This is a genomic window from Halobaculum sp. XH14 (assembly GCF_032116555.1).
Taxonomy (GTDB): Archaea; Halobacteriota; Halobacteria; order Halobacteriales; family Haloferacaceae; genus Halorarum; species Halorarum halobium.
Genome location: NZ_CP134950.1, coordinates 24,590 through 47,312 on the forward strand (window position 1 = coordinate 24,590; position 22,723 = coordinate 47,312).

At 59.6% G+C, this 22,723-nt stretch carries 25 protein-coding genes; 15 read left to right on the top strand and 10 right to left on the bottom strand.

Annotated elements, in window-relative coordinates; all coding sequences use genetic code 11:
• Window positions 1-5: 5 nt before the first annotated feature.
• Window positions 6-560, top strand: coding sequence for a DoxX family membrane protein (locus tag RJT50_RS17010; RefSeq protein ID WP_313696109.1), 555 nt, complete (start codon window positions 6-8; stop codon window positions 558-560).
• A 15-nt stretch (window positions 561-575) separates the two neighbouring features.
• A complete protein-coding gene (locus RJT50_RS17015; RefSeq protein WP_313696146.1) occupies window positions 576-1,247 on the top strand; it encodes a methyltransferase family protein in 672 nt (223 codons plus the stop codon).
• Window positions 1,248-1,419: 172 nt separating this feature from the next.
• Here RJT50_RS17015 and RJT50_RS17020 read toward each other — a convergent pair whose 3' ends face one another.
• The gene (locus tag RJT50_RS17020) at window positions 1,420-2,754 is read right to left on the bottom strand and encodes a permease (protein WP_313696110.1); all 1,335 of its coding nucleotides are present in this window, start codon (window positions 2,752-2,754) and stop codon (window positions 1,420-1,422) included.
• A gap of 181 nt (window positions 2,755-2,935) precedes the next feature.
• On the opposite strand from RJT50_RS17020, the gene RJT50_RS17025 reads away from it, so the two are divergent.
• The 4 genes from RJT50_RS17025 (at window position 2,936) to RJT50_RS17040 (ending at window position 5,481) form a co-directional block, all read left to right on the top strand.
• Window positions 2,936-3,235 carry a hypothetical protein gene (locus tag RJT50_RS17025; protein ID WP_313696111.1) on the top strand — a complete coding sequence of 100 codons (300 nt, stop codon included), beginning with the start codon at window positions 2,936-2,938 and terminating at the stop codon, window positions 3,233-3,235.
• The gene (locus tag RJT50_RS17030) at window positions 3,232-3,531 is read left to right on the top strand and encodes a hypothetical protein (protein ID WP_310930757.1); all 300 of its coding nucleotides are present in this window, start codon (window positions 3,232-3,234) and stop codon (window positions 3,529-3,531) included. Before RJT50_RS17025 ends, RJT50_RS17030 begins: the two co-directional genes overlap by 4 nt.
• Before the next feature lie 91 nt (window positions 3,532-3,622).
• Window positions 3,623-4,921 carry an APC family permease gene (locus tag RJT50_RS17035; protein WP_313696112.1) on the top strand — a complete coding sequence of 433 codons (1,299 nt, stop codon included), beginning with the start codon at window positions 3,623-3,625 and terminating at the stop codon, window positions 4,919-4,921.
• Between the two features lie 56 nt (window positions 4,922-4,977).
• Complete coding sequence (locus RJT50_RS17040) at window positions 4,978-5,481, top strand: metal-dependent hydrolase (RefSeq protein WP_313696113.1); 504 nt, start codon at window positions 4,978-4,980, stop codon at window positions 5,479-5,481.
• A gap of 39 nt (window positions 5,482-5,520) precedes the next feature.
• Here RJT50_RS17040 and RJT50_RS17045 read toward each other — a convergent pair whose 3' ends face one another.
• Window positions 5,521-6,099 carry a hypothetical protein gene (locus tag RJT50_RS17045; RefSeq protein ID WP_310902008.1) on the bottom strand — a complete coding sequence of 193 codons (579 nt, stop codon included), beginning with the start codon at window positions 6,097-6,099 and terminating at the stop codon, window positions 5,521-5,523.
• 51 nt (window positions 6,100-6,150) lie between these two features.
• Between RJT50_RS17045 and RJT50_RS17050 the strand changes: the two genes are divergently transcribed.
• The 7 genes from RJT50_RS17050 to cyoE all read left to right on the top strand — a co-directional run bounded on the left by RJT50_RS17050 (window position 6,151) and on the right by cyoE (window position 12,857).
• A complete protein-coding gene (locus tag RJT50_RS17050) occupies window positions 6,151-6,459 on the top strand; it encodes a hypothetical protein (protein ID WP_313696114.1) in 309 nt (102 codons plus the stop codon).
• Window positions 6,456-7,046: a hypothetical protein gene (locus RJT50_RS17055; RefSeq protein WP_313696115.1), complete on the top strand. Its 591-nt coding sequence runs from the start codon at window positions 6,456-6,458 to the stop codon at window positions 7,044-7,046. Before RJT50_RS17050 ends, RJT50_RS17055 begins: the two co-directional genes overlap by 4 nt.
• Window positions 7,047-7,277: 231 nt before the next feature.
• Complete coding sequence (locus RJT50_RS17060) at window positions 7,278-7,949, top strand: cupredoxin domain-containing protein (protein WP_310902011.1); 672 nt, start codon at window positions 7,278-7,280, stop codon at window positions 7,947-7,949.
• A complete protein-coding gene (locus RJT50_RS17065; protein ID WP_313696116.1) occupies window positions 7,949-9,682 on the top strand; it encodes a cytochrome c oxidase subunit I in 1,734 nt (577 codons plus the stop codon). Before RJT50_RS17060 ends, RJT50_RS17065 begins: the two co-directional genes overlap by 1 nt.
• Complete coding sequence (locus RJT50_RS17070; RefSeq protein ID WP_313696117.1) at window positions 9,675-10,559, top strand: cytochrome c oxidase subunit II; 885 nt, start codon at window positions 9,675-9,677, stop codon at window positions 10,557-10,559. Before RJT50_RS17065 ends, RJT50_RS17070 begins: the two co-directional genes overlap by 8 nt.
• Before the next feature lie 2 nt (window positions 10,560-10,561).
• The gene (locus RJT50_RS17075; RefSeq protein WP_310902014.1) at window positions 10,562-11,377 is read left to right on the top strand and encodes a cytochrome c oxidase subunit 3; all 816 of its coding nucleotides are present in this window, start codon (window positions 10,562-10,564) and stop codon (window positions 11,375-11,377) included.
• A 4-nt stretch (window positions 11,378-11,381) separates the two neighbouring features.
• Window positions 11,382-12,857 (top strand): heme o synthase, encoded by a 1,476-nt coding sequence (cyoE, locus tag RJT50_RS17080; protein ID WP_310902015.1) that lies wholly within the window; start codon window positions 11,382-11,384, stop codon window positions 12,855-12,857.
• A gap of 38 nt (window positions 12,858-12,895) precedes the next feature.
• Here cyoE and RJT50_RS17085 read toward each other — a convergent pair whose 3' ends face one another.
• From RJT50_RS17085 to RJT50_RS17120, 8 genes are all read right to left on the bottom strand, one after another.
• Window positions 12,896-13,597, bottom strand: a complete 702-nt coding sequence (locus RJT50_RS17085) for a DUF7546 family protein (protein ID WP_310902016.1) — start codon at window positions 13,595-13,597, stop codon at window positions 12,896-12,898.
• Between the two features lie 81 nt (window positions 13,598-13,678).
• On the bottom strand, window positions 13,679-14,059 hold the full coding sequence (locus RJT50_RS17090) for a plastocyanin/azurin family copper-binding protein (RefSeq protein ID WP_310902017.1): 381 nt from the start codon (window positions 14,057-14,059) through the stop codon (window positions 13,679-13,681).
• 44 nt (window positions 14,060-14,103) lie between these two features.
• Window positions 14,104-14,805 carry a DUF1405 domain-containing protein gene (locus RJT50_RS17095; RefSeq protein WP_211087805.1) on the bottom strand — a complete coding sequence of 234 codons (702 nt, stop codon included), beginning with the start codon at window positions 14,803-14,805 and terminating at the stop codon, window positions 14,104-14,106.
• 13 nt (window positions 14,806-14,818) lie between these two features.
• Complete coding sequence (locus RJT50_RS17100) at window positions 14,819-15,289, bottom strand: hypothetical protein (protein ID WP_211087806.1); 471 nt, start codon at window positions 15,287-15,289, stop codon at window positions 14,819-14,821.
• 2 nt (window positions 15,290-15,291) lie between these two features.
• Window positions 15,292-16,293, bottom strand: coding sequence for a DUF63 family protein (locus RJT50_RS17105; protein WP_211087807.1), 1,002 nt, complete (start codon window positions 16,291-16,293; stop codon window positions 15,292-15,294).
• Window positions 16,290-16,493: a DUF7123 family protein gene (locus RJT50_RS17110; protein ID WP_245333057.1), complete on the bottom strand. Its 204-nt coding sequence runs from the start codon at window positions 16,491-16,493 to the stop codon at window positions 16,290-16,292. The genes RJT50_RS17105 and RJT50_RS17110 overlap by 4 nt, the downstream gene beginning before the upstream one ends.
• Window positions 16,494-16,533: 40 nt before the next feature.
• On the bottom strand, window positions 16,534-19,140 hold the full coding sequence (locus tag RJT50_RS17115; RefSeq protein WP_211087809.1) for a heavy metal translocating P-type ATPase: 2,607 nt from the start codon (window positions 19,138-19,140) through the stop codon (window positions 16,534-16,536).
• Window positions 19,141-19,301: 161 nt separating this feature from the next.
• Complete coding sequence (locus RJT50_RS17120) at window positions 19,302-19,892, bottom strand: AsnC family transcriptional regulator (RefSeq protein ID WP_313696118.1); 591 nt, start codon at window positions 19,890-19,892, stop codon at window positions 19,302-19,304.
• A gap of 133 nt (window positions 19,893-20,025) precedes the next feature.
• On the opposite strand from RJT50_RS17120, the gene RJT50_RS17125 reads away from it, so the two are divergent.
• Window positions 20,026-20,223: a heavy-metal-associated domain-containing protein gene (locus tag RJT50_RS17125; RefSeq protein WP_211087811.1), complete on the top strand. Its 198-nt coding sequence runs from the start codon at window positions 20,026-20,028 to the stop codon at window positions 20,221-20,223.
• Between the two features lie 534 nt (window positions 20,224-20,757).
• Window positions 20,758-22,722: a copper-translocating P-type ATPase gene (locus tag RJT50_RS17130; RefSeq protein ID WP_245333066.1), complete on the top strand. Its 1,965-nt coding sequence runs from the start codon at window positions 20,758-20,760 to the stop codon at window positions 22,720-22,722.
• Window position 22,723 lies beyond the last annotated feature (1 nt).

The window sequence follows — 22,723 nt, forward strand, 5'->3', positions numbered from 1 at the left end:
ACGATATGGGATCTCAAGAAGTTCAATTAGAAAGTACAATTGGGGGATTCACCGCAAGCGGTCGACTACACACGTTGAGTGTCTGGTTTATTTTCGGGCTTCGGTTGATGATGGGACTGGCGTTCTTCCAGAGTGGTCTCGACAAGGTCCTCTCGGGGAGTTTTAGTGCCGGTGGATATCTCACCGGGGCCGTTCCGAACCGCGGGAGCCCACTTGCTGATCTGTTCGTAGCGATGGGGAACACGCCGTGGTTCGTCGACTTCGTGAACGTCGCAGTACCGTGGGGAGAGCTGCTTATCGGGCTCGGGTTGTTGTTCGGTGCCCTCACTCGACTCGCTGCGTTCTGGGGGGCATTTATGATGCTCATGTTCTATTTCGGCAACTGGGATGTCGCACATGGCTACATCAACGGGGATTTCGCGTACATGCTCGTTTTCCTCTCAGTCGCCGCGTTCGGAGCGGGACGGATCCTCGGTCTCGATGCGTATATCGAACAGTATGAGGTCGGCGGAGTGCCGCTCGTCGAACGGTATCCATGGACTCGATATCTACTCGGGTAAGTAAGCGTGTCATCAATAGATCCCACTATTACGAATCCCGGTGCTTGGGGCCTCGCGATTATCTTCATTGTCGTAGTTTCTTGGTTCTTCTATCGGTACTTCGCTCCTGATAGCTGGCGGGAGTGGGTCGGCGCAGGAGTGGTACAGGCGTTCATCATTGCATTATATGCGGAGATGTATGGGTTTCCACTGACGATCTATCTGCTGGTCCGGTTTTTCGGTCTGGATCGCGAGTACGTCAGTACCAATCTCTGGTCCACACTGATCGGGTTTGGCGAGACGGGTATGTTCGTATCAATGCTCCTCGGCTACGCTGTGGCGTTTGTCGGCATCGGCCTGTTTGCTCAGGGATGGCGACAAGTCTATCATGCCCGGCAGGACGACCGACTGGTCACAGACGGGCTTTACAGGTACGTCCGTCACCCACAATACACCGGCCTGTTCATCGCCCTGTTCGGCGAGGGCATCATTCACTGGCCGACGATCTTCTCTGTCGCTCTATTTCCGCTCGTCGTTGTGATTTTTACGTGGCTTGCACGGAGGGAAGAGCATGATATGGTCGATACATTCGGTGATGACTACCGCACTTATCAGCGTAAGGTACCGATGTTTATCCCTCGATGGGAGCAGTGGCGCGATCTCGTTGCTGAATCTCGTAGTAGCAGTGACGATTTCAAAGACCCGTGACTTCGGTGAGGGCGATCTGGAATGAATGGTGTTCGTATCGAAACTGTGTTCGCGAGGTGGACGGGAGGTCAGGGACCAATAGCCCGAAATCGTAGATGTTCCTTGACCGAGTCGTCGAATTATCGATCGACGAAATCGTTATTGTAAAGTACGTGAGCAGGTGGACGGCCCGTCAGTCCGTCGTAGCCGCGTACTCTTCGCCACCGCGTTCCCCGCCGGCGACCGAATCTTGGTTATGGAGCCAGTAGAGGAACGCAAAGAACGCAGTCGCGAGGACGTTCAACACCAGCTTGTAGTTGAGCTCGATGGATACCTCGGCGATTTGGGCAGAGGCCCGCGACGGGATGAGTCCCAACCCTAGGAACAGGAAGTGAACCACGAACCCGACGATAACGGCGCTGATGAAGATCATCAGACTGAGTACCGCCGCGAACGTCGTCCCGTAGTACTCGTCGTAGGCCTTCATGATGGGTGGGACGATGAGATCCGCGAAGATGTACGAGAGAACCGACCCGAAGGGAAGTCCGCGGGTCCAGAGGACGGTCCCGAACGGGACGTTGCCGACCGAGCAAACGAAGGTGACGACGCCGATGATCGCACCGAGCGCGGCCGTCCAGAGGACGTACACCGGCAAGCCGAACACGGCGCCGGAGAAGACGCTCGTCCAGACGGACTCGGGGATGAAGCCCGCGATGAGCCCAGCGAAGATGAAGCCGATAGCGATTTCATCCCAGAGCATCGCCCACTCCTTCCACTGTTTGTCAGCGAGCCCCTTCCACCCCGACCAGGACGTCGCTTTCTCCCGAATCGAGGTATTCGCTTCCTTCGGGTCGAAGCTGTCCTTGCAGGATTGCGAACAGAAGTAGTACGTCTGCCCATCATGCTCGATGGAGTGGTCGGTCTCCTCGGGGTCGACCTCCATCCCACAGACGGGATCCTGTACGGTAATACCCTCCTCATCGGTGACGTTCTTGCGTGCTTCGTCGAGAATCTCGTCGGGTACGAGGTAGACGAAGCCGACCGACATCAGGCCGATGAGGAGCAGGCCACCGATCACGTCGGCGAGCAGGAACTCCCAGCCGAGCAGCAGCCAGATGACGATCCCGATCTCGATGACGAGATTCGTCGAGGCGAACTGGAACGCGGCCAGTGCCGCTGCCGCGGACGCGCCCTTCTTGTAGAGGTTTTTCGCGGTGGCGATGGCCGAGTACGAGCACGACGAGGAGACGAACCCGAAGAACGTGGCGAGTCCAATCTCTCGTGGGCCGTGGCCTTCGAGTAGCTCCGAAATTTGTTGGGTCGAGACCCACGCCTCGACGCCGCCGGCGATGGCGAAGCCGATCACGAGTGCCCACCAGGTAATCCAGGCCATCGCGGCGGTCGTCGTCGCAGCTTGGCGGGTGCTCTCCACGAAGAATCGCCCGAGTGGTTGGTTAGTCGTTACGACACCTATGAGGACGGTGACTACGCCGATAACCGAGAGGATCACGTAATCTGATCTGTCCATTGTCTTGGTGGCCTACATCTAGGGTCTCCTCCCCTAATGCGATTGTGGCTACATCTGTGGGATATATCGTGTATTATTTTTTGGAGACCGGCGTCACAACCCTAGCAGAATTTGGAATCCAGGAATGGGACACCTCAGGTGAGGAGTAATTGACTTGTGGCTGGCTGGAGAGGGTAGCCGTATGCTCACGTCCCTCAGCGAACTTCTCGTAACGGGTACCATTCTCGCGAGCACCGCGTACACGGTGAGTAAAACGCCCGCTATCTGGCACCAGTACGAGGGAATATATGGTCTCCTTCTCGTTGGAGTACCGCTCGTTGGGCTGCTGTTCGGGATCGCCCATCTCGGGATGCTCACGCCGCTTCCGCATAGCCTGCTCGCTGCAGTGGAAACCGGAGCTCTCCTCGGTGTCGTAGTCGTACTCGGCGCACTCGGGTACATTCACCCGCGACTTGGGTATTCTGGGGGAAAATCCCGATGACTGCGCTCCTCTTTTCGTTACTCTCGGCAGTCGTCGCTGGTGGGCTTGCGTTCCTTTGTTACATCCTGCTCTACGGGGACACCGTGCTGGTGATTCAGCGGCCGTTCTTTTTCAGAATCGGCGTTGGGGCGCTCTGCGCTGCCGTCCTCGGGGCAAGTACAGTAGTGGTCGGCTGGGTTCCGACGCATCTTCTTCACGCTGTCTTCGCAGTGTCAGTCGCTGCGGCGATCCGGGCAGTCCATAACGGTCTCCATCCGGACACTGAAACGTGGTTCTACTCGCTCTTCGGAACCTGAGCATCAAAGCAAACGATTTCTACTCCCAGACTGTGGTGGTTTGGATTCGTAACGACAAGAAGTCTAAAGATGGCACCCCAACGGAGAGACGATGAGCGAGAAGTTGGGCCTTCTCGGTACAGTCTCGATTGCGCTCGGTGGTATGATTGGTGGTGGAATCTTCGCCGTACTTGGCGTGGTTGCAGAAATGTCGGGGCCTGCTGCGTGGCTCGCGTTTACCGGCGGCGGTGTCGTCGCGTTCTGCGCTGGCTACTCGTACGTTCGTCTCCAGCGGCTTGGCGATGTATCCGGCGGTTCGGTCAGTTTTTTACAGGAGTTCGGTGAGTCGACGACGGTCGCTGGGATGGTCGGTTGGACGCTTCTGTTCGGCTATATCGGGTCGATGGGTATGTACGCGTTCGCATTCGGTAGTTTCGCGACGAAACTCCTCGGCGTCGAAACCGTACTCGGGATTCCACTCCGTCCCGTTGTGTCGGTTCTCAGCGTCCTGGGGTTTGTACTGCTGAACGTCCTTGGTGCCCGAGCGAGTGGCGTGACCGAGGTGCTCCTCGTCGCGGCAAAGGCCGGGATTCTCCTCATTTTTGGTGTGTGGGGGTTCTATTTTGGAGCGCGGACAGAACAGCTGACGACCGGGTTCTCCTCCGTCGCGACGGGCGGGTTACTCATGTCCGCTGCCCTCTCGTTCGTCGCCTTTCAGGGCTGGCAGCTACTCTTTTACGACGAGGGGAGTCTTCGAAACGCTCGGACGACCATCCCGCAGGCAATCTATCTTTCAATCCCCGCGTCCCTCGGGCTGTACGTCCTCGTGGCAGTCGTCACGACGGGTCTGCTTCAGCCCGAAACGATCGCCGCGAACCCCGAGGTGTCACTCGCCATCGCGGCCGAACCGTTCATGGGGCAAATGGGGTTCATCCTCATTTCCGTGGCGGCGCTGTTCTCGACTGGGAGCGCGATCAACGCCACGCTGTTCTCGGCGGCCCACTTTGCGACGGGAATGCTTGAAGACGACCTACTTCCCGATCGGATCGGAGACACCGATGCCGACGGTGCTCCTACGCGAACACTTCTCGTCTTGGGCTTGATAACAGCCGCGTTCACCGCCTACGGTAGTCTTCAAGGAATCACGTCGTTCGCGTCGCTTGCGTTCATCACCGTCTTTGGGTTGATGAGTTTCCTCGCGTTCCGGCATCGAGAGGGCCTTCGCACAGGTATCCTCCCCGTCGTCGGCGGGGTTGGTGCAGTACTGTTCTTCCCTTCGTTAGCGTATCACCTTGCCGTGATGGAACCCGCCGTTTTTAGTGTGGTTCTTGTTGTGACGGTCGTCCTCCTAGGACTGGAAATCCTCTACTTCGAGCGAGAGACTATTCGCTCCGAAATCGATGGCATATGACGCTGACGGTGTCGCAGTCCTTGAACGATTAAATAGCTTGGGCAGTATTGTTGAGTGTGCTCTTTTGGGTCCACGCTGCAGTCGCGTATCTCGTTTACCGAGGCATTTCTGGTGATTCTACTGACCGAAGTGACGATGCCCCGATTATTGCCCTGTTCGGGGGTGCGTTGCTCCCGGATATCGTCGACAAACCACTCGCGTTTGTACTTCCATCGCTCCCGAGTCGGTCGGTCGCACACTCGGTGTTTACTGCGGCACTCGTCGTCCTGATCGTCCTCTACGTCACGAAACACAGAGACCAGTGGGAGGTCGGCGCGGCGTACGCGCTCGGATATGGATCACACCTCGCTGCGGACCTCATTGATTACCTGTTCGTCCCCGAGGAGACTCTACTGTTTCTGTTCTGGCCGGTCGTGACTGACTATCACCACGTCGAGACGATTGGAGACCTGCTCGCGCTGGTTAGACCCACCCCGTACGTCGTCGGCCAGACTATTGTCACATTGCTCGCAGTTGCGCTCTGGTTCGGAGCTGGCAAACCGGACACATTCACCGAATGAGCCGGCGTTCTTATCCGTGTCGTATGCTTCCATCCGTCGTCACGCTGTGCGTGAGCGTGGAACGGTCCAGAGCATATTGTCGATCTTGAGCGAAAGCGTCTCGATTTCGTTCTCGATGTCATCGAATCGGTCGCACGGAATATAGACCGATGGATACGTACTCATCGAGTATACTTCCGTGTCGAACTCCGCCCTGAACAGTTCCATAGTCTCTCCGTTGGATCGGATGCTAGTAAACCGGTAGGTGTCCGCCGGTGCAAGACCAGTCCGCGATTCGACACTGGTCACGTGGGTCGGTTCGCCATCGTCAAGGTCGAAGGCCTCCCGACAGGCCTGCTCGAACCGCGACTCAATCCCTTCCGTGACGTGGTTGACGTATCCGACCGACGCTCCCCACGTGAGCAACCCCATTAGCACCCCTCCGACCGAAAATAGTGCCGCAGTACCGAGACCGTCTCGCCCGAGAACGAACGAGCCGGGGATCATGAACGCGTTCCCCAGCGCGAAACCGAACACCCAGATACCGCCGATCGTTGCCAGCGGGTGCCAGGCCGAACGCCAGAATATCCTAGAAATAACGCCCTCCGGTACGGCGTTTGAGCGCATCGGCGACTCCATAGTGTTAGATACTCCCAAACATACATATAGTTTCTCCGGAGAGAACGAGGTATGTTCGGGGAGTTCGGTTACGTCACGACGGCTCTGTTCGCTCTCATCGTCGGGTCGGTTGCCGGAACAATGGCTATCCTCACTTGGGACGTCTTTCGCGAATCCACGTTTGGAACGGCAATCATCGTCCTCGTAGTCGTATTTTCGATATTCACCCTCCATCACGTCTTCTTGCTGAGTGTGGAGCCACGACTCGCTGAGTCTCGGTTGTACCAAGCGCTCCTGAACACCGTCGTCGTGATCTTCGTCGGGTTAGTGATTCGTCATCGAAACCGCCTCCAAGCGACAACGGGGGGATCTCGAACGTGATTGATATACTCGGTCTCTACAACATCGTCACTGGTGTCGCCGCGGGAGCTGGCTTGTTGTATCTCCTCTCCGAACAGCATTTCGTCCACCAACACCAGCGGTTCGTCGTCGTGATGCTTGCGGGACTTCTTCTCTACGTAGCGGTTTCACCTATCGTGAACGCCGTCGCACCGCATCTAACGCATCTGATCCATATCTTCGCCGGACTGCTGATCATTTGGGGGTTGTACAGCCCTCTCCACAACGATTTACGAACCAATCAGTGGGATTCCCTTCTCTTTCGTAATCCACAATCGGTTCGGAAGTCCGACGAGTGGATGACGCCGATGGACGACGAAATTCTCCAGGTATTCCACTCGACACAGCTCGTACTCTCCCCGTCGATTATCTCACGGAATATTCACCGGAGCCGAGATGAGGTCAACCGGCGTCTTCGGACGTTAGAGAAACACGGCTTCGTCTCAAGGGTTGATCGCGGACGATACAAGCTCACGTCACAGGCGGAACGGTATCTACACGGAGGGGCATACGAACCCATCTTCCAGAAGAAAGAAAATATATCTGATACGTCGGGTCAAGAGTTGTAATCGACAGATAGAGGCGCCCCACATGAATTAATGTGTGACCGTATCGGCCAGTAGTATCATCTGAAAGGTCATTATATTATATTACCCCACACGAGAATGGGCTGCCCATGTCAGTACGACTCATGGGTGATTGGCGTGGCTAACGAGATAGATCGTCGTCGTTTCTTGCGACGTGCTGGCACTGCCGGAGCGATAGGAATGATGTCATTCGCTGGTTGTCTCCAATCGCAGATGACCGAGGGTTCCATCGGTGCGAACATGCAGCCGATGATGCAGATGGGGTTCGAGGCGATGGTGGGATCACCGGCGATGGATGAGTATCCGGCTGAGCCGAACGACGAGGGGTTCGTGGATGTTGCGATGATCGCCTACGATGACGACACGAACAACTATCACTTCATGCCGCACGTGGTGTGGGTGGAGCCCGGAACAACGGTTCGTTGGGCGCACACCGCCAAAGGCATCTCTGAACGACGGACACACTCTGCGACAGCCATCACGCCTGACCTTATGGCAGGCTATCCGCGGTTGATTCCTGAAAACGGAGCCTCGTTCGACTCCGGGTTGCTTCCAGGCAGTCACGACAGCGAGTTCGACGCGGTGGGCGAGACCGAACTCATACGATATGGACCATATACCCACACGTTCGAGGAGAAGGGGGTCTACTTCTATCTCTGTCAGCCCCACTACGGGGTTAGTGGGATGGCCGGCGCCGTTGTGGTCGGGGAACTCTGGGAAGAGAACCAAGGCGAGGGCTGGTCACCCGGCATGACCGCTGACCTCTCGCCCATCGTTGAGGCAGACCCAGTCAACGGGCCCGTAATCAAGGAGAAAATCGAGGGCGATCTCCGAACCATGGTACGTCACGGTGAGGAGGGCGGCGAAGGCGGAGGTGGACACTGATGACAGAACACGCTACGGACGGCGGTGGGAGCGACTACGACGACCACGACGGCCACCACGGCCCGTCTGGATGGCGGTACTGGCTGTATACGACCGATCACGAAGTCATCGGCATCATCTACCTCTGGAACGCGCTGTTCTTCTTCGCGGTTGGCGGGCTGGCAGCACTGGTGTTTCGGACGGAACTGGCACTCTCCCCTGCCAACGCGATTCTCAACTCCGCGGGGTACAACAGCCTCCTCACGCTCCACGGATTGACGATGGTCTTCTTCGTCATTCCGCCGCTGACAGGGGCATTCCAGAATTACCTCATCCCTCACTGGGTTGGAGCCGAGGAGATGGCCTATCCGCGCTGGAACGCGCTCGGTGCATGGTCAATCACCGCGGGTGGGCTGCTCCTCTGGCTCCCGCTGTTCACAAACGCCCTCGGACTCACAGGGCTCCCAGCGAACGGTGGGTGGTTCCAATACCCACCACTCACGACGATGCTCAACTCGTCGGGGATCGACGCGGAGATTGTCGGACTCACGCTGCTTCTGGGCGGCGGCTCGATCCCCGGCGGCATCAACTTCTTCGTCACCGTCGTGAACGAGCGACGGCCGGATCTCGGGTGGTTCGACATTCCGATGGCCTGCTGGGCGATCGGTATCATCACGCCCGCACTCGGATTCTATACGTTCCCGTGGGTCGTCACCGCACTCAACCTGAACTTCCTCGAACGGGCGCTTGAGATGACGTTCTACAACGCCCGAACTGGGGGCGCACCCTTACTCTACCAGTGGATATGGTGGACATTTGGTCACCCGGAGGTGTACATCCTCGTTATCCCCGGTATGGGGATCGCAATGGAGATCATCGGCCGGTTCAGCGAGCGCCCCATCTTCGGGAACAAGTGGGTCATCGTCAGCTTTGTGACGCTCTCACTGTTCTCCGCGGGCGTGTGGGCTCACCACATGTTCACCACCGGACTTGGGGCCTCTCGGTACGCCTTCATGGTGTTCTCGATGGTCATCGCCCTCACGTTCAGCCTCTATCTCTTCAGCGCTCTCGCAACGATGTACAAGGGACGGGTTCATCTCACGACACCGATGCTGTTCTCTATCGGGCTTCTCGTTGGACTCGTCTACTCCGGGATGGAGGGCCTTCAGCTTGGTCAGCCCGCGTTGGACCAGAAGCTCCATTCGACGTACTTCGTCGTCGGGCACTTCCACTTCACACTCTTCATGGTCGGCGTTATGGGCCTCCTCGCGGGCGTGTACTACTGGTATCCACTCATCACTGGGCGGATGTACAATTCCCTCGCCGGCAAGTACCACGCAGTCACGACGCTGGGAGGACTTCCACTATTGTTCTTCCTGATGGCCCGGCTGGGCGAACTCGGGATGATGCGGCGCTACGCGACCTACACCTACATGCCGGAACTCCAGTTCTGGCATATACTGACCACCGGAGCCGCGTTCTTCGTCGCCTCCGGACAGCTTGTGTTCTTCGTCAATATGCTCTGGAGTCTTCGATATGGAGAACAGGTCGATAACCCGTGGGAAGACGTCCTCTCAGGACAGAATATGCCCTCTCCCGAGTGGGACGGCTTCCCGCACCACGCGCCGACGCCGGAGAACGTCTACGACGACATTCCCGATGATGCCGTTGACGTTGACCTTGACGACGATTCTGGGACGGTCGTGTCGGATGGTGGCGTCGGCGTCAATCTCGGAGGTGATAACGATGAGTGACGCGGACGACGACGTTACCGTGCCGGACGACAGCTCATACGGCACGCTCTCGGGAGCATTCTGGGCGCTTGTCATCGCGTTCGGACTCGGGCTGTTCTTCTATGACTTCGGGGTCGTTACGCTCGAAGAGGTCGCCAACGGTCAACCCATCGGAATCATCCACAACTTCCGTGTGACGATGTCCGTCATCGCGATGGTTGGTGGCGGGGGGTTCGTCGCTGTGACTGGTTGGTTCGTCTATCGATACGCCGCTCCACGCCGTGAAACTGCCGCGAAACTCCGTCCCGGCAGTGGTCGCTACACGTTCAGCGTGTGGAGTCTGGGCATCGCCTTCTTGGTACTGATGACCGTCTTCATGGGGGCGGGCGCGCTCGCACAGACCGACCAAGCCGCCGACCCGACCACACAGGCCGGAACGGACCGCGTCCTCGAGATGGACATCACCGCAGGACAGTGGTTCTTCCGGTACGACGTTGCTGGCGTCCCGTTCACGCAGGGGAATCACGTCGTCCTGCCTGCGGACACCGTGATTAAATTCAGAATCACATCAGCCGACGTGATTCACTCCTTCGCAATTCAGGAACTCGGCGTGAAAAAAGACGCCATGCCGGGACAAGTCAACTCGGCGTGGTTCTCCGTTGAAGGGGTTGAGGGAGAACGGACCATCACGGTAAATGGAACTGAAATCCCCGCCGATACATATCAGGTCACGTGTGCCGAACTCTGTGGAAAGGGCCATTCGCAGATGGTCTCACAGGTGTTCGTCGTCTCGCCAGAGGACTACCGGACGTGGGTGGAGGCCAACGGTGGGACAGTTCCGGAGAGTTTCGAGGCTAGCGAAGGCGGCCACGGTGAGGAAGAGGAAGGAGGCCACTAACCATGTCAAACGAAGATATGTCTGATCGACCCGGTGAACCGGTTCGCCGAGGGGAGGGAGCCGAGGGCTTCCCCCACGGTAGCAAGTACCCGCTGTTCGTCGCCCTGGGCATGTTCTTCACGGGGCTCGGGCTTTCGATGTTCACCGTGGCGCTGGTCATCGGGATTCCGGTCCTGATATACGGTATGTGGGGTTGGACGAAGGAATACACGATTGAGGAGTTTGAGACGGGTGTTGTTCCGGCGCAAAAACGTCAGCTGCTCGGGTTCAAGTCCGGCTACATCTCGATGTTGCTGGTCATACTCGGCGAGTTGATAATTTTTGCCTCGCTGTTCGTCGTCTGGTTTTACCTCAAGGCGACGCGTGGGCCGTTCCCTCCCGAGGGAATGCCGGGACCAGATCTGATGCTTGGAATCGTGATGACGGTCCTGCTACTCGCGGCCAGCGTCGCTCTTGGCTACGGCCGCTACGCTATCGCACGAGATGAGCGGGCGCCATTCAACTGGGGACTCGCGCTCTCGATGGTGTTCGGTGTGGCGTATCTCGTGGTGTTCGCGCTTGACTGGATGAATATGGCTGCTGGCGGCGCAGTTCCCTCTCAGGGTCCGTATCCAGCTGCCTACTACGTGCTGACAGGGACACACGCGGCTCACCTCTTAGCAGGCCTGGTGTTGAGTGGCATTATCGCCTACAGGGCGTGGGGGCGAGATCACTTCAGTTCGAACCGTCACCTCATGGTCAAGACGACGGAGGCGTATTGGCACTTCCTCACCTTCCTTTCCATTCTCATTCTGGCCTTCGTCTACTTCCCGGGGTGAGCGTATGCCAGCCCACACCGATTCTGTCGACCGGCGTACGACTGACGCCCTGTTCACGCTCGTGCTCGGCGTCTACGCACTTATGCTGGCTGGGGCGACGACTGCCGTGACGGGGGCGTCTGCCGCGTGTCCGACCTTGCCTGCCTGTGATGGGCTGACCTTCGAAGAGGGAATATCCGCGCTCGTAATCGTTGTTCTCTCTCACCGGGTGCTCGCACTGATCGTCGGCCTCGGTCTGCTTTGGCTCACGTGGCATGTCCGTGGCGACAGCGTCGCCAAGGGAGTGCGCCGCCCCATCATCGCTGCCGTCACACTCTACCCGGTTCAAGTCGCGGTCGGAGCACTGGCTGTAGGAGCAGACACGTCGGTTTCGGTCAGCGGGGCGCATCTGGTTGTTGCCGTGGCCATCTTCGGCGCATTGACGGTCGCGCTGGCACGGCAGTTAACCGACGTCTCGGACGAGTCCGATATTCCGAACGCCGGTGTGTTCGACCGCCATGACGGTGTCGAAGCGGAGATGGCTGGTGACGATCTATCCATCTCCGCGGCCGAACCGGGCTCTGCTCGCGGGCCGAGCGCTTCGAGTAAGTCGACGCGGATGGGCGTTCGTTCGCTGTTTCCGGGACGTTCGTGGGAGTATCTCCGGATGACCAAGCCCCGGCTGATGTGGCTGCTTTGTCTCGTTGCACTCGCGGCGATGCTACTGGCCGGGGGACGCACCGTTCCGATGGACCGCATCGCGTGGACGCTCCTCGGTGGTGTGCTGGCGGTCGGTGCGAGCGGTGTGTTCAACAACGTTCTCGAACGCGATGTCGACGAGCAGATGAATCGGACGGCGGACCGCCCCCTCGTGGAACAGCGGGTCTCGGTCCGGCGTGCGACGGCTTTCGGGATTGTGCTCGCGTTCGCCTCGCTGGGGGTGTTAGCAGCCCGCGTCAATCTCCTCGCAGCGCTGCTCGGTCTGCTGGCGATCCTATCCTACAGCGTTGGCTACACCATCCTGTTGAAACCGAACACCACCCAGAACATCGTCATCGGCGGCGCAGTCGGGGCGTTTCCCGCACTCATCGGGTGGAGTGCCGTCAGAGGTTCGATCGGGTTCGAGATTCTCCTGTTGAGCGTGGTCATCTTCCTGTGGACGCCCGCTCACTTCTACAATCTCGCACTTATGTACAAGGAGGAATACGCAACTGCCGGGTTCCCCATGTTGCCCGTCGTGCGGGGCGAGGAGACAACCCGACGACATATTGTGCTGTACCTCGCGGCGACGATGGTTGCGGTCGCGTTCCTGGGTGCGTTGACGGCCCTCGACTGGCTGTTCGCCGTGAGCGCCGTCGTCGCCGGCGCCGTCTTCCTCTGGTTCGTCGTCCGACTCTGTCGTCGCAAAACCGATCGGGCGGCCAGGAACGCGTTCGTCTCGGCGAACGCGTATCTCGGTGTGCTTCTTGTGGCCATCGTGGTAGACTCCATCTTCGTGTGAGCATTACGGGCGGTGTCCCTGTCCGTTGTCCTCAACAGTCACCCGTCGCCGGCGGGTACCCAGCGGGTGAGCCTCGCTCCGAGTTCGTCGCTCCAGTACAGCATCCCGACTGTCGCCACGAATACGAGCGTCGAGAGGTCCCATGAGAGCCACGCAATCGTGCTGAATGTGGAGGCGCCGAGTAACGGCACGAGTAGCGAGAAGGAACAGCCGACGCACGAAACGAGACCGAACACCCCGGAGAGGGCGCCCTTCGTCGCGTCGAGTAGCCGAGCGTACAGGAGGTACGCAATCGAAAGGTACCCCACGAGTTTGAACGGGACGATGACCGTTTGTACCAACGTATTTCTGAATACGATGATTGGCCCCCAGCCAGGAGTGACCCAGGAAATACGAAACTCCGCTCCGGAACCGAGGTGTTGGAACAATCCGAGCTGAAGTAACCCACCGAGCGTCAGCAGTACGAACAGATATATTCCCGTTATGGACGCCGCCGAAGCGCGTACACCGAATCGACGAGCGGATGGGCGTGTCCGGGAAATTGCGAGTGCTCCGAGATTGATCCAGACGAATGGATATACCACATACCTCGGTTCAGTCACGGACGTTTGGGTAACGAGGAAATACCCCCAGACCACCGCTAACTCGACCCCCAAGACCGCCCCCCAGCGGACGATATCGCTACTCTCGATGCCAAAACGAACACGGATCTCGTCCAGATATTCCGTTGCTGTACTCATCAGTTCAGCTTTCGGTACTGTGTATTATACACCGTACTCAATAAGCGTTGTTCGCCCATTTGTCTCGCCTACCCGATTTGTTCATTCCACGACGACACGACCAATCATCCTGTTCTCCTCGTGTGGCAAGCAAAAATATCGGTACGTTCCTGGGATATCGAACGTGTGGCTATATGTCTCACCTCGTTCGAGAAATCCTCTCGACGACGTGCTCTGTCGGACAGCCCGTTCGGATTCGTAGCCACCGCTGGCGAAATACGCCGCCTCCTCTGGCAGCGACTCTTCGTATGCTGATGCCGTATGGGGAGCAGGACTCTTGTTCTCCCAGGTAACTTGCTGGCCGGGTTCGATTGTGATCTCAACAGGATCGAACCGAAGGTCACTCGTCATCGTGACTATTGGCTCCGGCGGGCCTCCCCCTCCGAGGCAGCCAGCAATTCCGGCCATCCCGGCAGTTAGCACACCCCCGCTCCGACGAAGCACCGTTCGTCGTGAGCAGCAATTCATTAGTCCAGCCCTCGTTTGGAGGGATCACCGCTCGGTTCGAGTTTCTTTATTCGCGTCGCTAGTGCCAGAAACGTCGCGGCAAGCGTCAGCGTCACTGCCGCGGCCGCTGCGAAGTCGTGGGCTTGCCCCGAGTGATCAATGATTCCGTTGACGAGTTCGGCCCGCAGGAACGTGTGATGGAACTCCCCAACGAGCGGCGCAAAGTAATCCACGATGTCATTAAGCCCGTACCAGACGGTGGCGACGGCGACCGCACTGACTGAGAACTCGGCGTAGCGATAAATCAGGAACGACTGCAGACTCATCGCGAGATGGCTCACGATGAGAAACCAGTAGAGCCAGGGTTCGATATCGCCCGCCCCGTTGAGAACCAGCTGGACGAACGGCGTCCAGAGCCCGAGTTTGATGTTTCCGAAGAAGGCGAGCATATGGAGCCACTCGACGTCGTAGTCCAGTTTCCACGCGGCGAGACTAAGCGCGACGAACAGCGTCGCAGCGGGGCTGTCGGGGACGAACGGCCACATCACTATCGGGGTTTGGGCGAGCTGGAAGCGGTAGTACCAGAACCCGAACGCAGTCCCGGCCAGATTAATCGCGACGATGGCCCACGCGTACCGAAGTGCGAGGTCCTCGACGCGCCGGGGGAGCGGGGCGAGGTAGCTGGGCAGTCGATTCGTTGTCGCTGTAGGTACGGACGTCATTCGTCTCGCCGAATTACATCCCTGAGCTGTCGTTTCGCCGGTTCATCATGATGATCCCACTGAACAACATCAGGACTGCGAGCGCGACCATTCCGAGGTCCCAGGCCATCCCGGCGGTCATCGTCGAGCCCATGCCACCGCTCATCCCGCCATCCATTCCGCCGTTCATACCGGACTCCATCCCGCCACCCATTCCCCAGTTCATACTCCCGGTAACACCGACCAGTGCCTGGTTGAGCAACATCACGAGCGAGTAGCCGATCATCAGGGGACCACTCGCGTTCCCGAGCCGACTCGCGTAGGGCGTCAGCAGGACGACGCCGTGGACGACCACGACGACGCCGAGGAGTGCCATAAGGAGCCCGCTGTTCGAGCTCATCATCCCGCTGCCGGTTGTCGCGGAGAGCAGCGAGTAGACTCCCGAAACAAGTGCGATTGCCGCGCTGTACTGCCGTATCGTATCGCTCGTGTTCATCGTCTCCATTGTCAGACCCCGAGCATCATTCGAAGGGATCCACGGACGCCCATTGGGAGTCCGATCGCCCCGATGAAGAACGTCATGAGCCACCACCACGTGTGATTCATCTCGTCTTTCACGTCTGCGAGGTACCACACGATGCCACCGGTTACGAGGAGTTTGAGAACGAATGTTGACCCCGAGAATCCAGTCGCTTGATACACGAGATTCGTAACGACCAGCTTGGGGGAATAGCCGAGGAAGGTCACGCCGACGAGATTCTGCGCAGCGTCCCACATCTGCCCGAAAACGGCCAACAGGAACAGCGGATGGCGGAGATGTGCAATATCGACGAGGCTCGCCCCCCAGTAGTAGAGCGCGGTCACGCCGAGGGCGATCCCCGTCGTCGCAACAGGAACCCACAGGCGGAATGTCGCTGCCGTCGAGAGTCCATACCAGAGTGCCCACCCGACGGCTCCAATCGCCCAGACCGACCCGACGAGACCGACGATCGACGGGATGGACCCGATATTCCGATTGCGAGCGAGTGCGCCGACGCCGAGTGCGAGGACGGTGACGGCGGTAACGACGAAGTAGATCGAGGGCGTGATGAACCACACTGCGTAGTCGCCGAGCAGTCCGATATCCTCGAGGGCGCGCATCGCCCCGCCGGCGACGATGATTGGGGCGAACCCGTACGCGAGCCGCGCATCGAACGTGACATCGAGGTAGTCGAGATATGCCCGGAGTCCTGGGAGACTGTACACGACGGCCGCGAGATAGGCCACCGTGTTCACGGTGTTGTATCCGCGGACGGCCTGTATTCCCTTGTGTGTGACTGGCTGGCCGGCAGCGTCGGCGACGACCGGGCCCCAGAGATACTGCCAGACGAACCGGTCGTAGACGAGCGACGGGAACGCGAGGAGTGCGGCACCGACGAGGACGACCGGGGCAAGCAGATACAGCGCCCACCATTCTCGGGTGCCGGTGTCGGGGAGGACGGTTTCGACGCGCCCCGCAACGGTACTCACGATTCGCTCACCTCAATTCGCCACGTTGTGCTCTTCGAGCGCCCCCACTGTTCGAGCGACACGTCGGTGAGGTCGTCTTGGAGCTGGCTCAGATACTGTGCGACGGCTTTCGGTGACCCATCGAGGTCGCTGGCGATATCCCGAGCCCGAAGGTACGTGGGCTCAGTATCGGCGTTCTCGACGAGATACGCGTGTACCATGCGGCGGGAAATAGATGACATGAGTCGAGGGCAGTAGTGTTCAGCGGAGTTTCCCGAGCAGTTTGTAGTCGTGATCTGGGGTGTACCGCCGGAACAGCAGGCTGTTCGACAGCACCGACACGCTGGAGAACGCCATCGCGCCCGCGGCGAGCACGGGTTGCAGGAGACCGAGTGACGCGAGCGGGATCATCGCCGTGTTGTAGCCGAGCGCCCAGACGAGGTTCTGCTTGATCTTCGCGAGCGTCGCGTCCGAGATGCGGATCGCTTTCACGACGTCGACTGGGTCGTCGCGCATCAACGTGACGTCCGCGGCCTCGATGGCGACGTCAGTACCCGAGCCGATGGCCGTTCCAACATACGCGACGGCAAGGGCGGGCGCGTCGTTGACGCCGTCACCGACCATCATCGCCTGCCGCCCCTCGTCCTGGATGGACTCGACGGCGTCGGACTTGTCCTCGGGGAGGACCTCCGCGCGGACGTTCTCGGGGTCGATGCCGACCTGTTCGGCGACGGCGCGGGCGGTACGCTCGTTGTCGCCGGTGATCATCATCACGTCGACGCCGCGCTCCTGGAGCTGACTCACCGCGTCTTTCGCGCTCTCCTTGATCGTGTCGGCGTCCGCGACCACACCCACGAGTTCGCCCTCGTAGGCGACGAGCATCGCCGTCTTCCCCTCGTTCTCGAGGCGCTCCATCGTGTCCTGCGCGGGCGACGGGTTGATTCCGTTGTCACGGAGGAGCTTCCGATTTCCGACCAGGACCTCGCTGTCACCGACGGTCGCTTGGATGCCGTGGCCGGGGACGTTCTCGAAGTCGTCCGGGTCGGTCACGTCGATCCCCCGCTCTTCGGCGCCGTCGACAATGGCACGGGCAAGCGGGTGTTCGCTCGCATGTTCGGCCGTGGCCGCGAGCCGCAGGACATCCTCCTCACCGAGACGGTCACGAGCGGTCAGTTGGCCACCATCGGCAGCAGTATCGCCGCCATCCGTGAGCGGCTGTCCGTCACCGTCGAACACGACGACGTCGGTCAGTTCCATCTCACCTTTCGTGAGCGTCCCAGTCTTGTCGAAGACGACCGTATCGACGTCCTTCGCGCGTTCGAGGATGTCACCACCCTTGAACAGCACGCCATTTTGTGCGCCGATAGTCGTCCCAACCATCGTCGCGGCGGGCGTCGCCAGCCCCAGCGCGCAGGGACAGGCGATGAGCACCGCGGAGGCGAAGACGATAACGGCGAACTCGAAGACCGAGACGGCCCCACCTGCGACGGCTGGCCCGCCGGCGACGAGGCCCCACAGCGGGAGCCACTCGACGAAGCCGGCGAGCACCTCGGGGAACAGGAACCACACCAGCCCCCAGAAGACTGCGTTCCCGATGACCGCCGGCACGAAGTACGCAGAGATGCGGTCCGCAAGATTCTGGATGTCGGGCTGGCGCGACTGCGCCTCCTTGACCGTCTGCACGATCTGCTGGAGTGCCGTGTCCTCGCCGACCTTCGTCGCCTCCACGACGAGCACGCCGTTCTCGTTGATGGTGGAGCCGACGACCTCGTCGCCCTCGCTTTTCTCGACGGGGACGGATTCTCCGGTGACCATCGACTCGTCGACCGCCGACTGGCCGTCGATGACCACGCCGTCCGTCGGGATTTTCTCGCCGGGTCGGACCTTCATCCGGTCGCCGACCTCGACGTCTTCCAGCGGAATTTCCTCCTCGTTGCCGTCCTCGTCGACGACGGTGGCCGTCTCGGCTTCCATCTCCAGCAGTTTGCGGAGTGCTTCGCCGGCCTGGCCCTTCGAGCGGGCTTCGAGGTAGTTCCCGAGCGTGATGAACACGAGGATGAGCGCTGCGGTGTCGAAGTACAGGCCGCCCGCGATGAGCCCGGAGAGGACGGCGACGGAGTAGACGTACGCGGTGGTCGAGCCCAGCGCGATCAGCACGTCCATGTTGGCGCGCTTGTTGTTCACCAGCGCATTGTACGAGTTCTTGTAGAACGGCCAGCCGAGCACCAGCTGAACGGGCGTCGCCAGCAAGAACTCGACCCAGCCGAACTCGACACCAAAGACCGTCTCCGGGACGACCCCGCCGCCGAGGAGGTACTTCTCTAGCAGGAAGAAGAGAAGCGGAGCGGCGAGTACCGCACCAAACAGGGTCAGTCGAAGCTGTTTGCGGATCTCAGCCTGTCGCGCGGCGTCGCGCGCGTCCTCACCGGAGTCGCCGTCGGCGCTGTCCTCTCGGACGGGCGAGTAGCCCGCGCTCTCGATGGCATCGTAGAGTGCATCCAGCGACGTGTCCGCGGGGTTGTACCGGACTTGGGCTTCGTCGGTGGCGAAGTTCGCCTCGGCCGCGATGACACCTGGTGTGTTCTCTAGGGCAGTCTCATTGGTCTGTACACAGTTGGCACAGGTCATATCGGAGATGCCGATTGTCACGGTGTCAGACACCGCACCGTACCCGGCATCTTCGATGGCCTCGAATATCTCTTCGAGCGATACCTCGTCAGGGTCGTACTCGACGGAGCCCTCGTCAGTGGCGAAGTTCGCGTTCGCCTCGACAACGCCGTCGAGGGACTCGAGCGCATCGCCAACTGTCGCCGAGCAGTTAGCACAGGTCATCCCTGTGATGTCGAGATGTGCAGTTCGCGTTCCCATTCCTGTCCTATACTACGTGGTCCTTCCTTAGTGCAGTTACTGTTTCGAGACTAGGGCTTTAGACTGGTGTAGAATTTAGATTCAAAGGTCTACTTCCATTTCACCGCCGAAGGATGCCAATGTCGACCCCATCGACTCGGAGCGGAAACCGCGACTACAGCTTAGGCCCCTTCTTCGAGACGCTGATACTGGTCTTCGAAGCGACTACGGCACGACGGACAACAGAAGTGATAGACATCATCGTCGATTCGAACGGATTCGCCCTCGCTATCGACCGTATTCCCACACTCGGCACATGTGATTGCGAACTCAGTGCCGTCGAGTGAGGGCGTCCATTCGAGGTCATCGACGAGCGTCACCGAGTAGTCCGTCGATGGCGCATCTTCGAGGAGGCTATTGATCCACCGTCGAACGTTCTGCCCCTCCGCACGGCCGTAGAACCAGATTTTCCCCTCGGCAGTGACGAAGAGATGTTCGATACCCTCCGCATCCTGGAGTCGGCTTCGAAGTGGCTCGATGGCCGATGTGTCGTTTTCAAACTGGACGAACACCGGAACGCCAGCTCGCAGCTGTGCCCGGTTCACGTCGATGGTGAAGCCGTTGATGATGTCGGCTTCCTCTAACCGTTTCACACGGTCCGAGACGGCTGGACCCGAGAGATCCACCTCCTCACCGATACTGCTGAACGGGCGCCGTGCATCCTCTGCCAGTAACGAGAGGATCTCCATGTCTGTCTCGTCTAAATCACGCATATCTACGCATAGAACCCCCGCATCACAAGACTGTTTCCCAGCGTGAGATTTCGAATGCCATTTTCCAATACCGGATAGACTTTGGATTCGAAGCAGAAAATGACAAAGAGGTCCCTCTCGTATGTATCTGTGTATGTCGACGACCATCACCGTTGAGGGAATGACCTGCGGCCACTGTGAACAGACCGTCGAAGACGCGCTTCGAGAAGTGAGCGGCGTGACCGACGCGAACGCTGATAGAGAAGCTGAACAGGCGAGCGTCGATGGCGATGCTGACGTCACGGCACTCGTCCAGGCCGTCGAGGACGCTGGATACACCGCCTCCGCCTGAGAACCACCGGAACGCACGCCACCGACCGCCCCGCCGTTCTCGTTCGTTGCCGACCCTTTCGATGGCACCGCGCTGTATCAGGGTCTGGACAGCATAATAAGGGACGGCACCAAAACCCACGCCATGAGCAACAATCCAGACCACGAGACCTCCGAAAATCCCTCTAAAGAGGGCCACACCTCACATCAATCCGAAGGACCCGTCTACTGTTGTCGAATTTGCCGATTAAAAGCAGAGTCGGAACCACGAGCATCAGCCCACGCGTCATCAGAGCAGCATTCCCACTCTCCTGAGCACGAAGCACAACCTACGGCGGATGAGGCCCCCACGGAATCAGAACCCCCGGACGAACACGCGCAACACGAGCACGATGCCGAACACGCGCACCGCCCCGCTGCGGCCGAGCACGCTCACTCTACAGAAGCAGAGCACGTACACGACGAGCACGACCATGGTGGTAACGCCCACGAGAAGGGACACAGGGGTGGAAACGGGGACCACAGCGATCACACGGATCACTCAGGCCACGAGGCAATGTTCAGGCGACGATTCTGGGTGTCGCTCGCGCTCTCGGTGCCAGTCCTCATCTTTAGCGAATTCATTCAGGACGTCTTCGGCTATACGGCCCCTACGTTCCCCGGGAGTGCGTGGATAACGCCGGCACTTGCGGTCGTGATCTTCGCATACGGTGGTGTGCCCTTCCTCTCGATGGCCCGGACGGAACTGAAAAACCGCGAGCCGGGCATGATGATGCTCATCTCGCTGGCGATCTCGGTCGCGTTCGTCTACTCGGTTGCGAGTCTGTTTCTCGAAGGGACGACACCGTTTTTCTGGGAACTCGTCACGCTGATCGACATCATGCTGCTGGGCCACTGGGTGGAGATGCGGTCGGTCCGAGCAGCCTCAGGGGCGCTCGACGAATTGGCGAAACTCATGCCCGACACTGCCGAGCGCATCACAGAGAGTGGGGATACCGAGGAAGTGCCTGTCTCCGAACTCGGCGAGGACGACATCGTGCTCGTTCGCCCGGGCGCGAGCGTGCCTGCCGACGGCGAAGTCGTCGAGGGCGAGTCGTCCGTTGACGAGTCGATGATTACCGGCGAATCCAGACCAGTCGGGAAAGAGCCCGGATCAGAGGTGGTCGCCGGAACGGTCAATCAGGACGGGAGCCTCCGCGTCAAAATCACGAAGACTGGCGACGAGACGGCGCTTGCGGGCATCATGCGACTCGTCGAAGAGGCCCAACAATCCAAATCTCGGACCCAGTTGCTCGCCGACAAGGCAGCTGGCTGGCTGTTCTACGTGGCACTCGGCGTCGCGGCGATTACGGCCGTCGCGTGGGTCGTCGCCACCGGGTACAATATCACCGTCCTCGAGCGTGTCGTGACGGTCCTGGTTATCGCGTGTCCACACGCACTCGGCCTGGCCGTTCCACTGGTTGTCGCAATCAACACCTCGACGGCTGCCAAGAACGGGATGCTCATCCGCGACCGCATTGCCATGGAGGAATCCCGCAACCTAGACACGGTGATGTTCGACAAGACCGGGACCCTCACGAAGGGCGAACAGGGCGTCGTCGGTGTCGAGACGGCGGGTGACTGGAGTGAAGAGCGAGCGTTCGAAGTCGCCGCTGGTGTCGAGGGTGACTCCGAGCACATGATTGCTCGCGCCATCCGGGACGCCGCCGAGGAACGGAACGTCCAGCGAGCGAGCGTTTCGAACTTCGAGAACTTCCGCGGTCTCGGCGTCAGAGCCACTGTGGACGGCGAGACGGTGCATATCGGTGGACCGAACCTGATTGAGAAATTCGGTATCGAGCGGCCCAACGAAATCGCTGCCTTCGCGGAGGAAGCTGGCTCGAACGCAGAGACGGTTATCTACCTGGTTCACGACGAATCCGAAGTCGTCGCAGCATTTGCGCTGGCGGACGTTATTCGGGAAGAAAGTCGGCAGGCCATCGAGGCGCTACACGCGATGGACATCGAGGTGGCGATGCTGACCGGTGACTCGGAGGACGTCGCACGGGCTGTCTCGGAGGAACTCGGTATCGACCAGTACTTCGCGGAGGTACTCCCCGACGAAAAGGACACGAAAGTCGAAGCGCTCCAGTCCGAGGGGAAACTAGTCGCGATGGTCGGCGACGGCGTCAACGACGCGCCAGCACTCACGCGAGCTGACGTCGGTATTGCCATCGGTTCAGGGACCGACGTCGCCATCGAGTCTGGCGATATCATCCTCGTCGACAATAATCCGCTGGACGTGGTGCGGCTCATCAAGCTCTCGAAGGCGAGTTACCGGAAGATGCAGGAGAATCTCGTCTGGGCGACCGGCTACAACGTTTTCGCGCTCCCACTCGCTGCCGGAGTCCTCGCACCGATCGGCATCCTGCTGTCGCCGGCCATCGGTGCCGTGTTCATGTCGCTGTCGACGATCATCGTCGCTATCAACGCCCGTCGTCTCCGCAGCGCCGATATTTCCGTGCCCGACATTGGTGCGTGAT

What these genes read in the sequence shown, in the direction of transcription:
- RJT50_RS17110 (WP_245333057.1), bottom strand. Translation starts at nt 16,493, where the DNA reads ATGGTACACGCGTATCTCGTCGAGAACGCCGATACTGAGCCCACGTAC.
- RJT50_RS17010 (WP_313696109.1), top strand. Translation starts at nt 6, where the DNA reads ATGGGATCTCAAGAAGTTCAATTAGAAAGTACAATTGGGGGATTCACC.
- RJT50_RS17050 (WP_313696114.1), top strand. Translation starts at nt 6,151, where the DNA reads ATGTTCGGGGAGTTCGGTTACGTCACGACGGCTCTGTTCGCTCTCATC.
- RJT50_RS17115 (WP_211087809.1), bottom strand. Translation starts at nt 19,140, where the DNA reads ATGGGAACGCGAACTGCACATCTCGACATCACAGGGATGACCTGTGCT.
- RJT50_RS17030 (WP_310930757.1), top strand. Translation starts at nt 3,232, where the DNA reads ATGACTGCGCTCCTCTTTTCGTTACTCTCGGCAGTCGTCGCTGGTGGG.
- RJT50_RS17070 (WP_313696117.1), top strand. Translation starts at nt 9,675, where the DNA reads ATGAGTGACGCGGACGACGACGTTACCGTGCCGGACGACAGCTCATAC.
- RJT50_RS17060 (WP_310902011.1), top strand. Translation starts at nt 7,278, where the DNA reads ATGACCGAGGGTTCCATCGGTGCGAACATGCAGCCGATGATGCAGATG.
- RJT50_RS17075 (WP_310902014.1), top strand. Translation starts at nt 10,562, where the DNA reads ATGTCAAACGAAGATATGTCTGATCGACCCGGTGAACCGGTTCGCCGA.
- RJT50_RS17100 (WP_211087806.1), bottom strand. Translation starts at nt 15,289, where the DNA reads ATGGAGACGATGAACACGAGCGATACGATACGGCAGTACAGCGCGGCA.
- RJT50_RS17045 (WP_310902008.1), bottom strand. Translation starts at nt 6,099, where the DNA reads ATGGAGTCGCCGATGCGCTCAAACGCCGTACCGGAGGGCGTTATTTCT.
- RJT50_RS17130 (WP_245333066.1), top strand. Translation starts at nt 20,758, where the DNA reads ATGTTCAGGCGACGATTCTGGGTGTCGCTCGCGCTCTCGGTGCCAGTC.
- RJT50_RS17020 (WP_313696110.1), bottom strand. Translation starts at nt 2,754, where the DNA reads ATGGACAGATCAGATTACGTGATCCTCTCGGTTATCGGCGTAGTCACC.
- RJT50_RS17065 (WP_313696116.1), top strand. Translation starts at nt 7,949, where the DNA reads ATGACAGAACACGCTACGGACGGCGGTGGGAGCGACTACGACGACCAC.
- RJT50_RS17025 (WP_313696111.1), top strand. Translation starts at nt 2,936, where the DNA reads ATGCTCACGTCCCTCAGCGAACTTCTCGTAACGGGTACCATTCTCGCG.
- RJT50_RS17125 (WP_211087811.1), top strand. Translation starts at nt 20,026, where the DNA reads ATGTCGACGACCATCACCGTTGAGGGAATGACCTGCGGCCACTGTGAA.
- RJT50_RS17120 (WP_313696118.1), bottom strand. Translation starts at nt 19,892, where the DNA reads ATGCGTGATTTAGACGAGACAGACATGGAGATCCTCTCGTTACTGGCA.
- cyoE (WP_310902015.1), top strand. Translation starts at nt 11,382, where the DNA reads ATGCCAGCCCACACCGATTCTGTCGACCGGCGTACGACTGACGCCCTG.
- RJT50_RS17035 (WP_313696112.1), top strand. Translation starts at nt 3,623, where the DNA reads ATGAGCGAGAAGTTGGGCCTTCTCGGTACAGTCTCGATTGCGCTCGGT.
- RJT50_RS17095 (WP_211087805.1), bottom strand. Translation starts at nt 14,805, where the DNA reads ATGACGTCCGTACCTACAGCGACAACGAATCGACTGCCCAGCTACCTC.
- RJT50_RS17085 (WP_310902016.1), bottom strand. Translation starts at nt 13,597, where the DNA reads ATGAGTACAGCAACGGAATATCTGGACGAGATCCGTGTTCGTTTTGGC.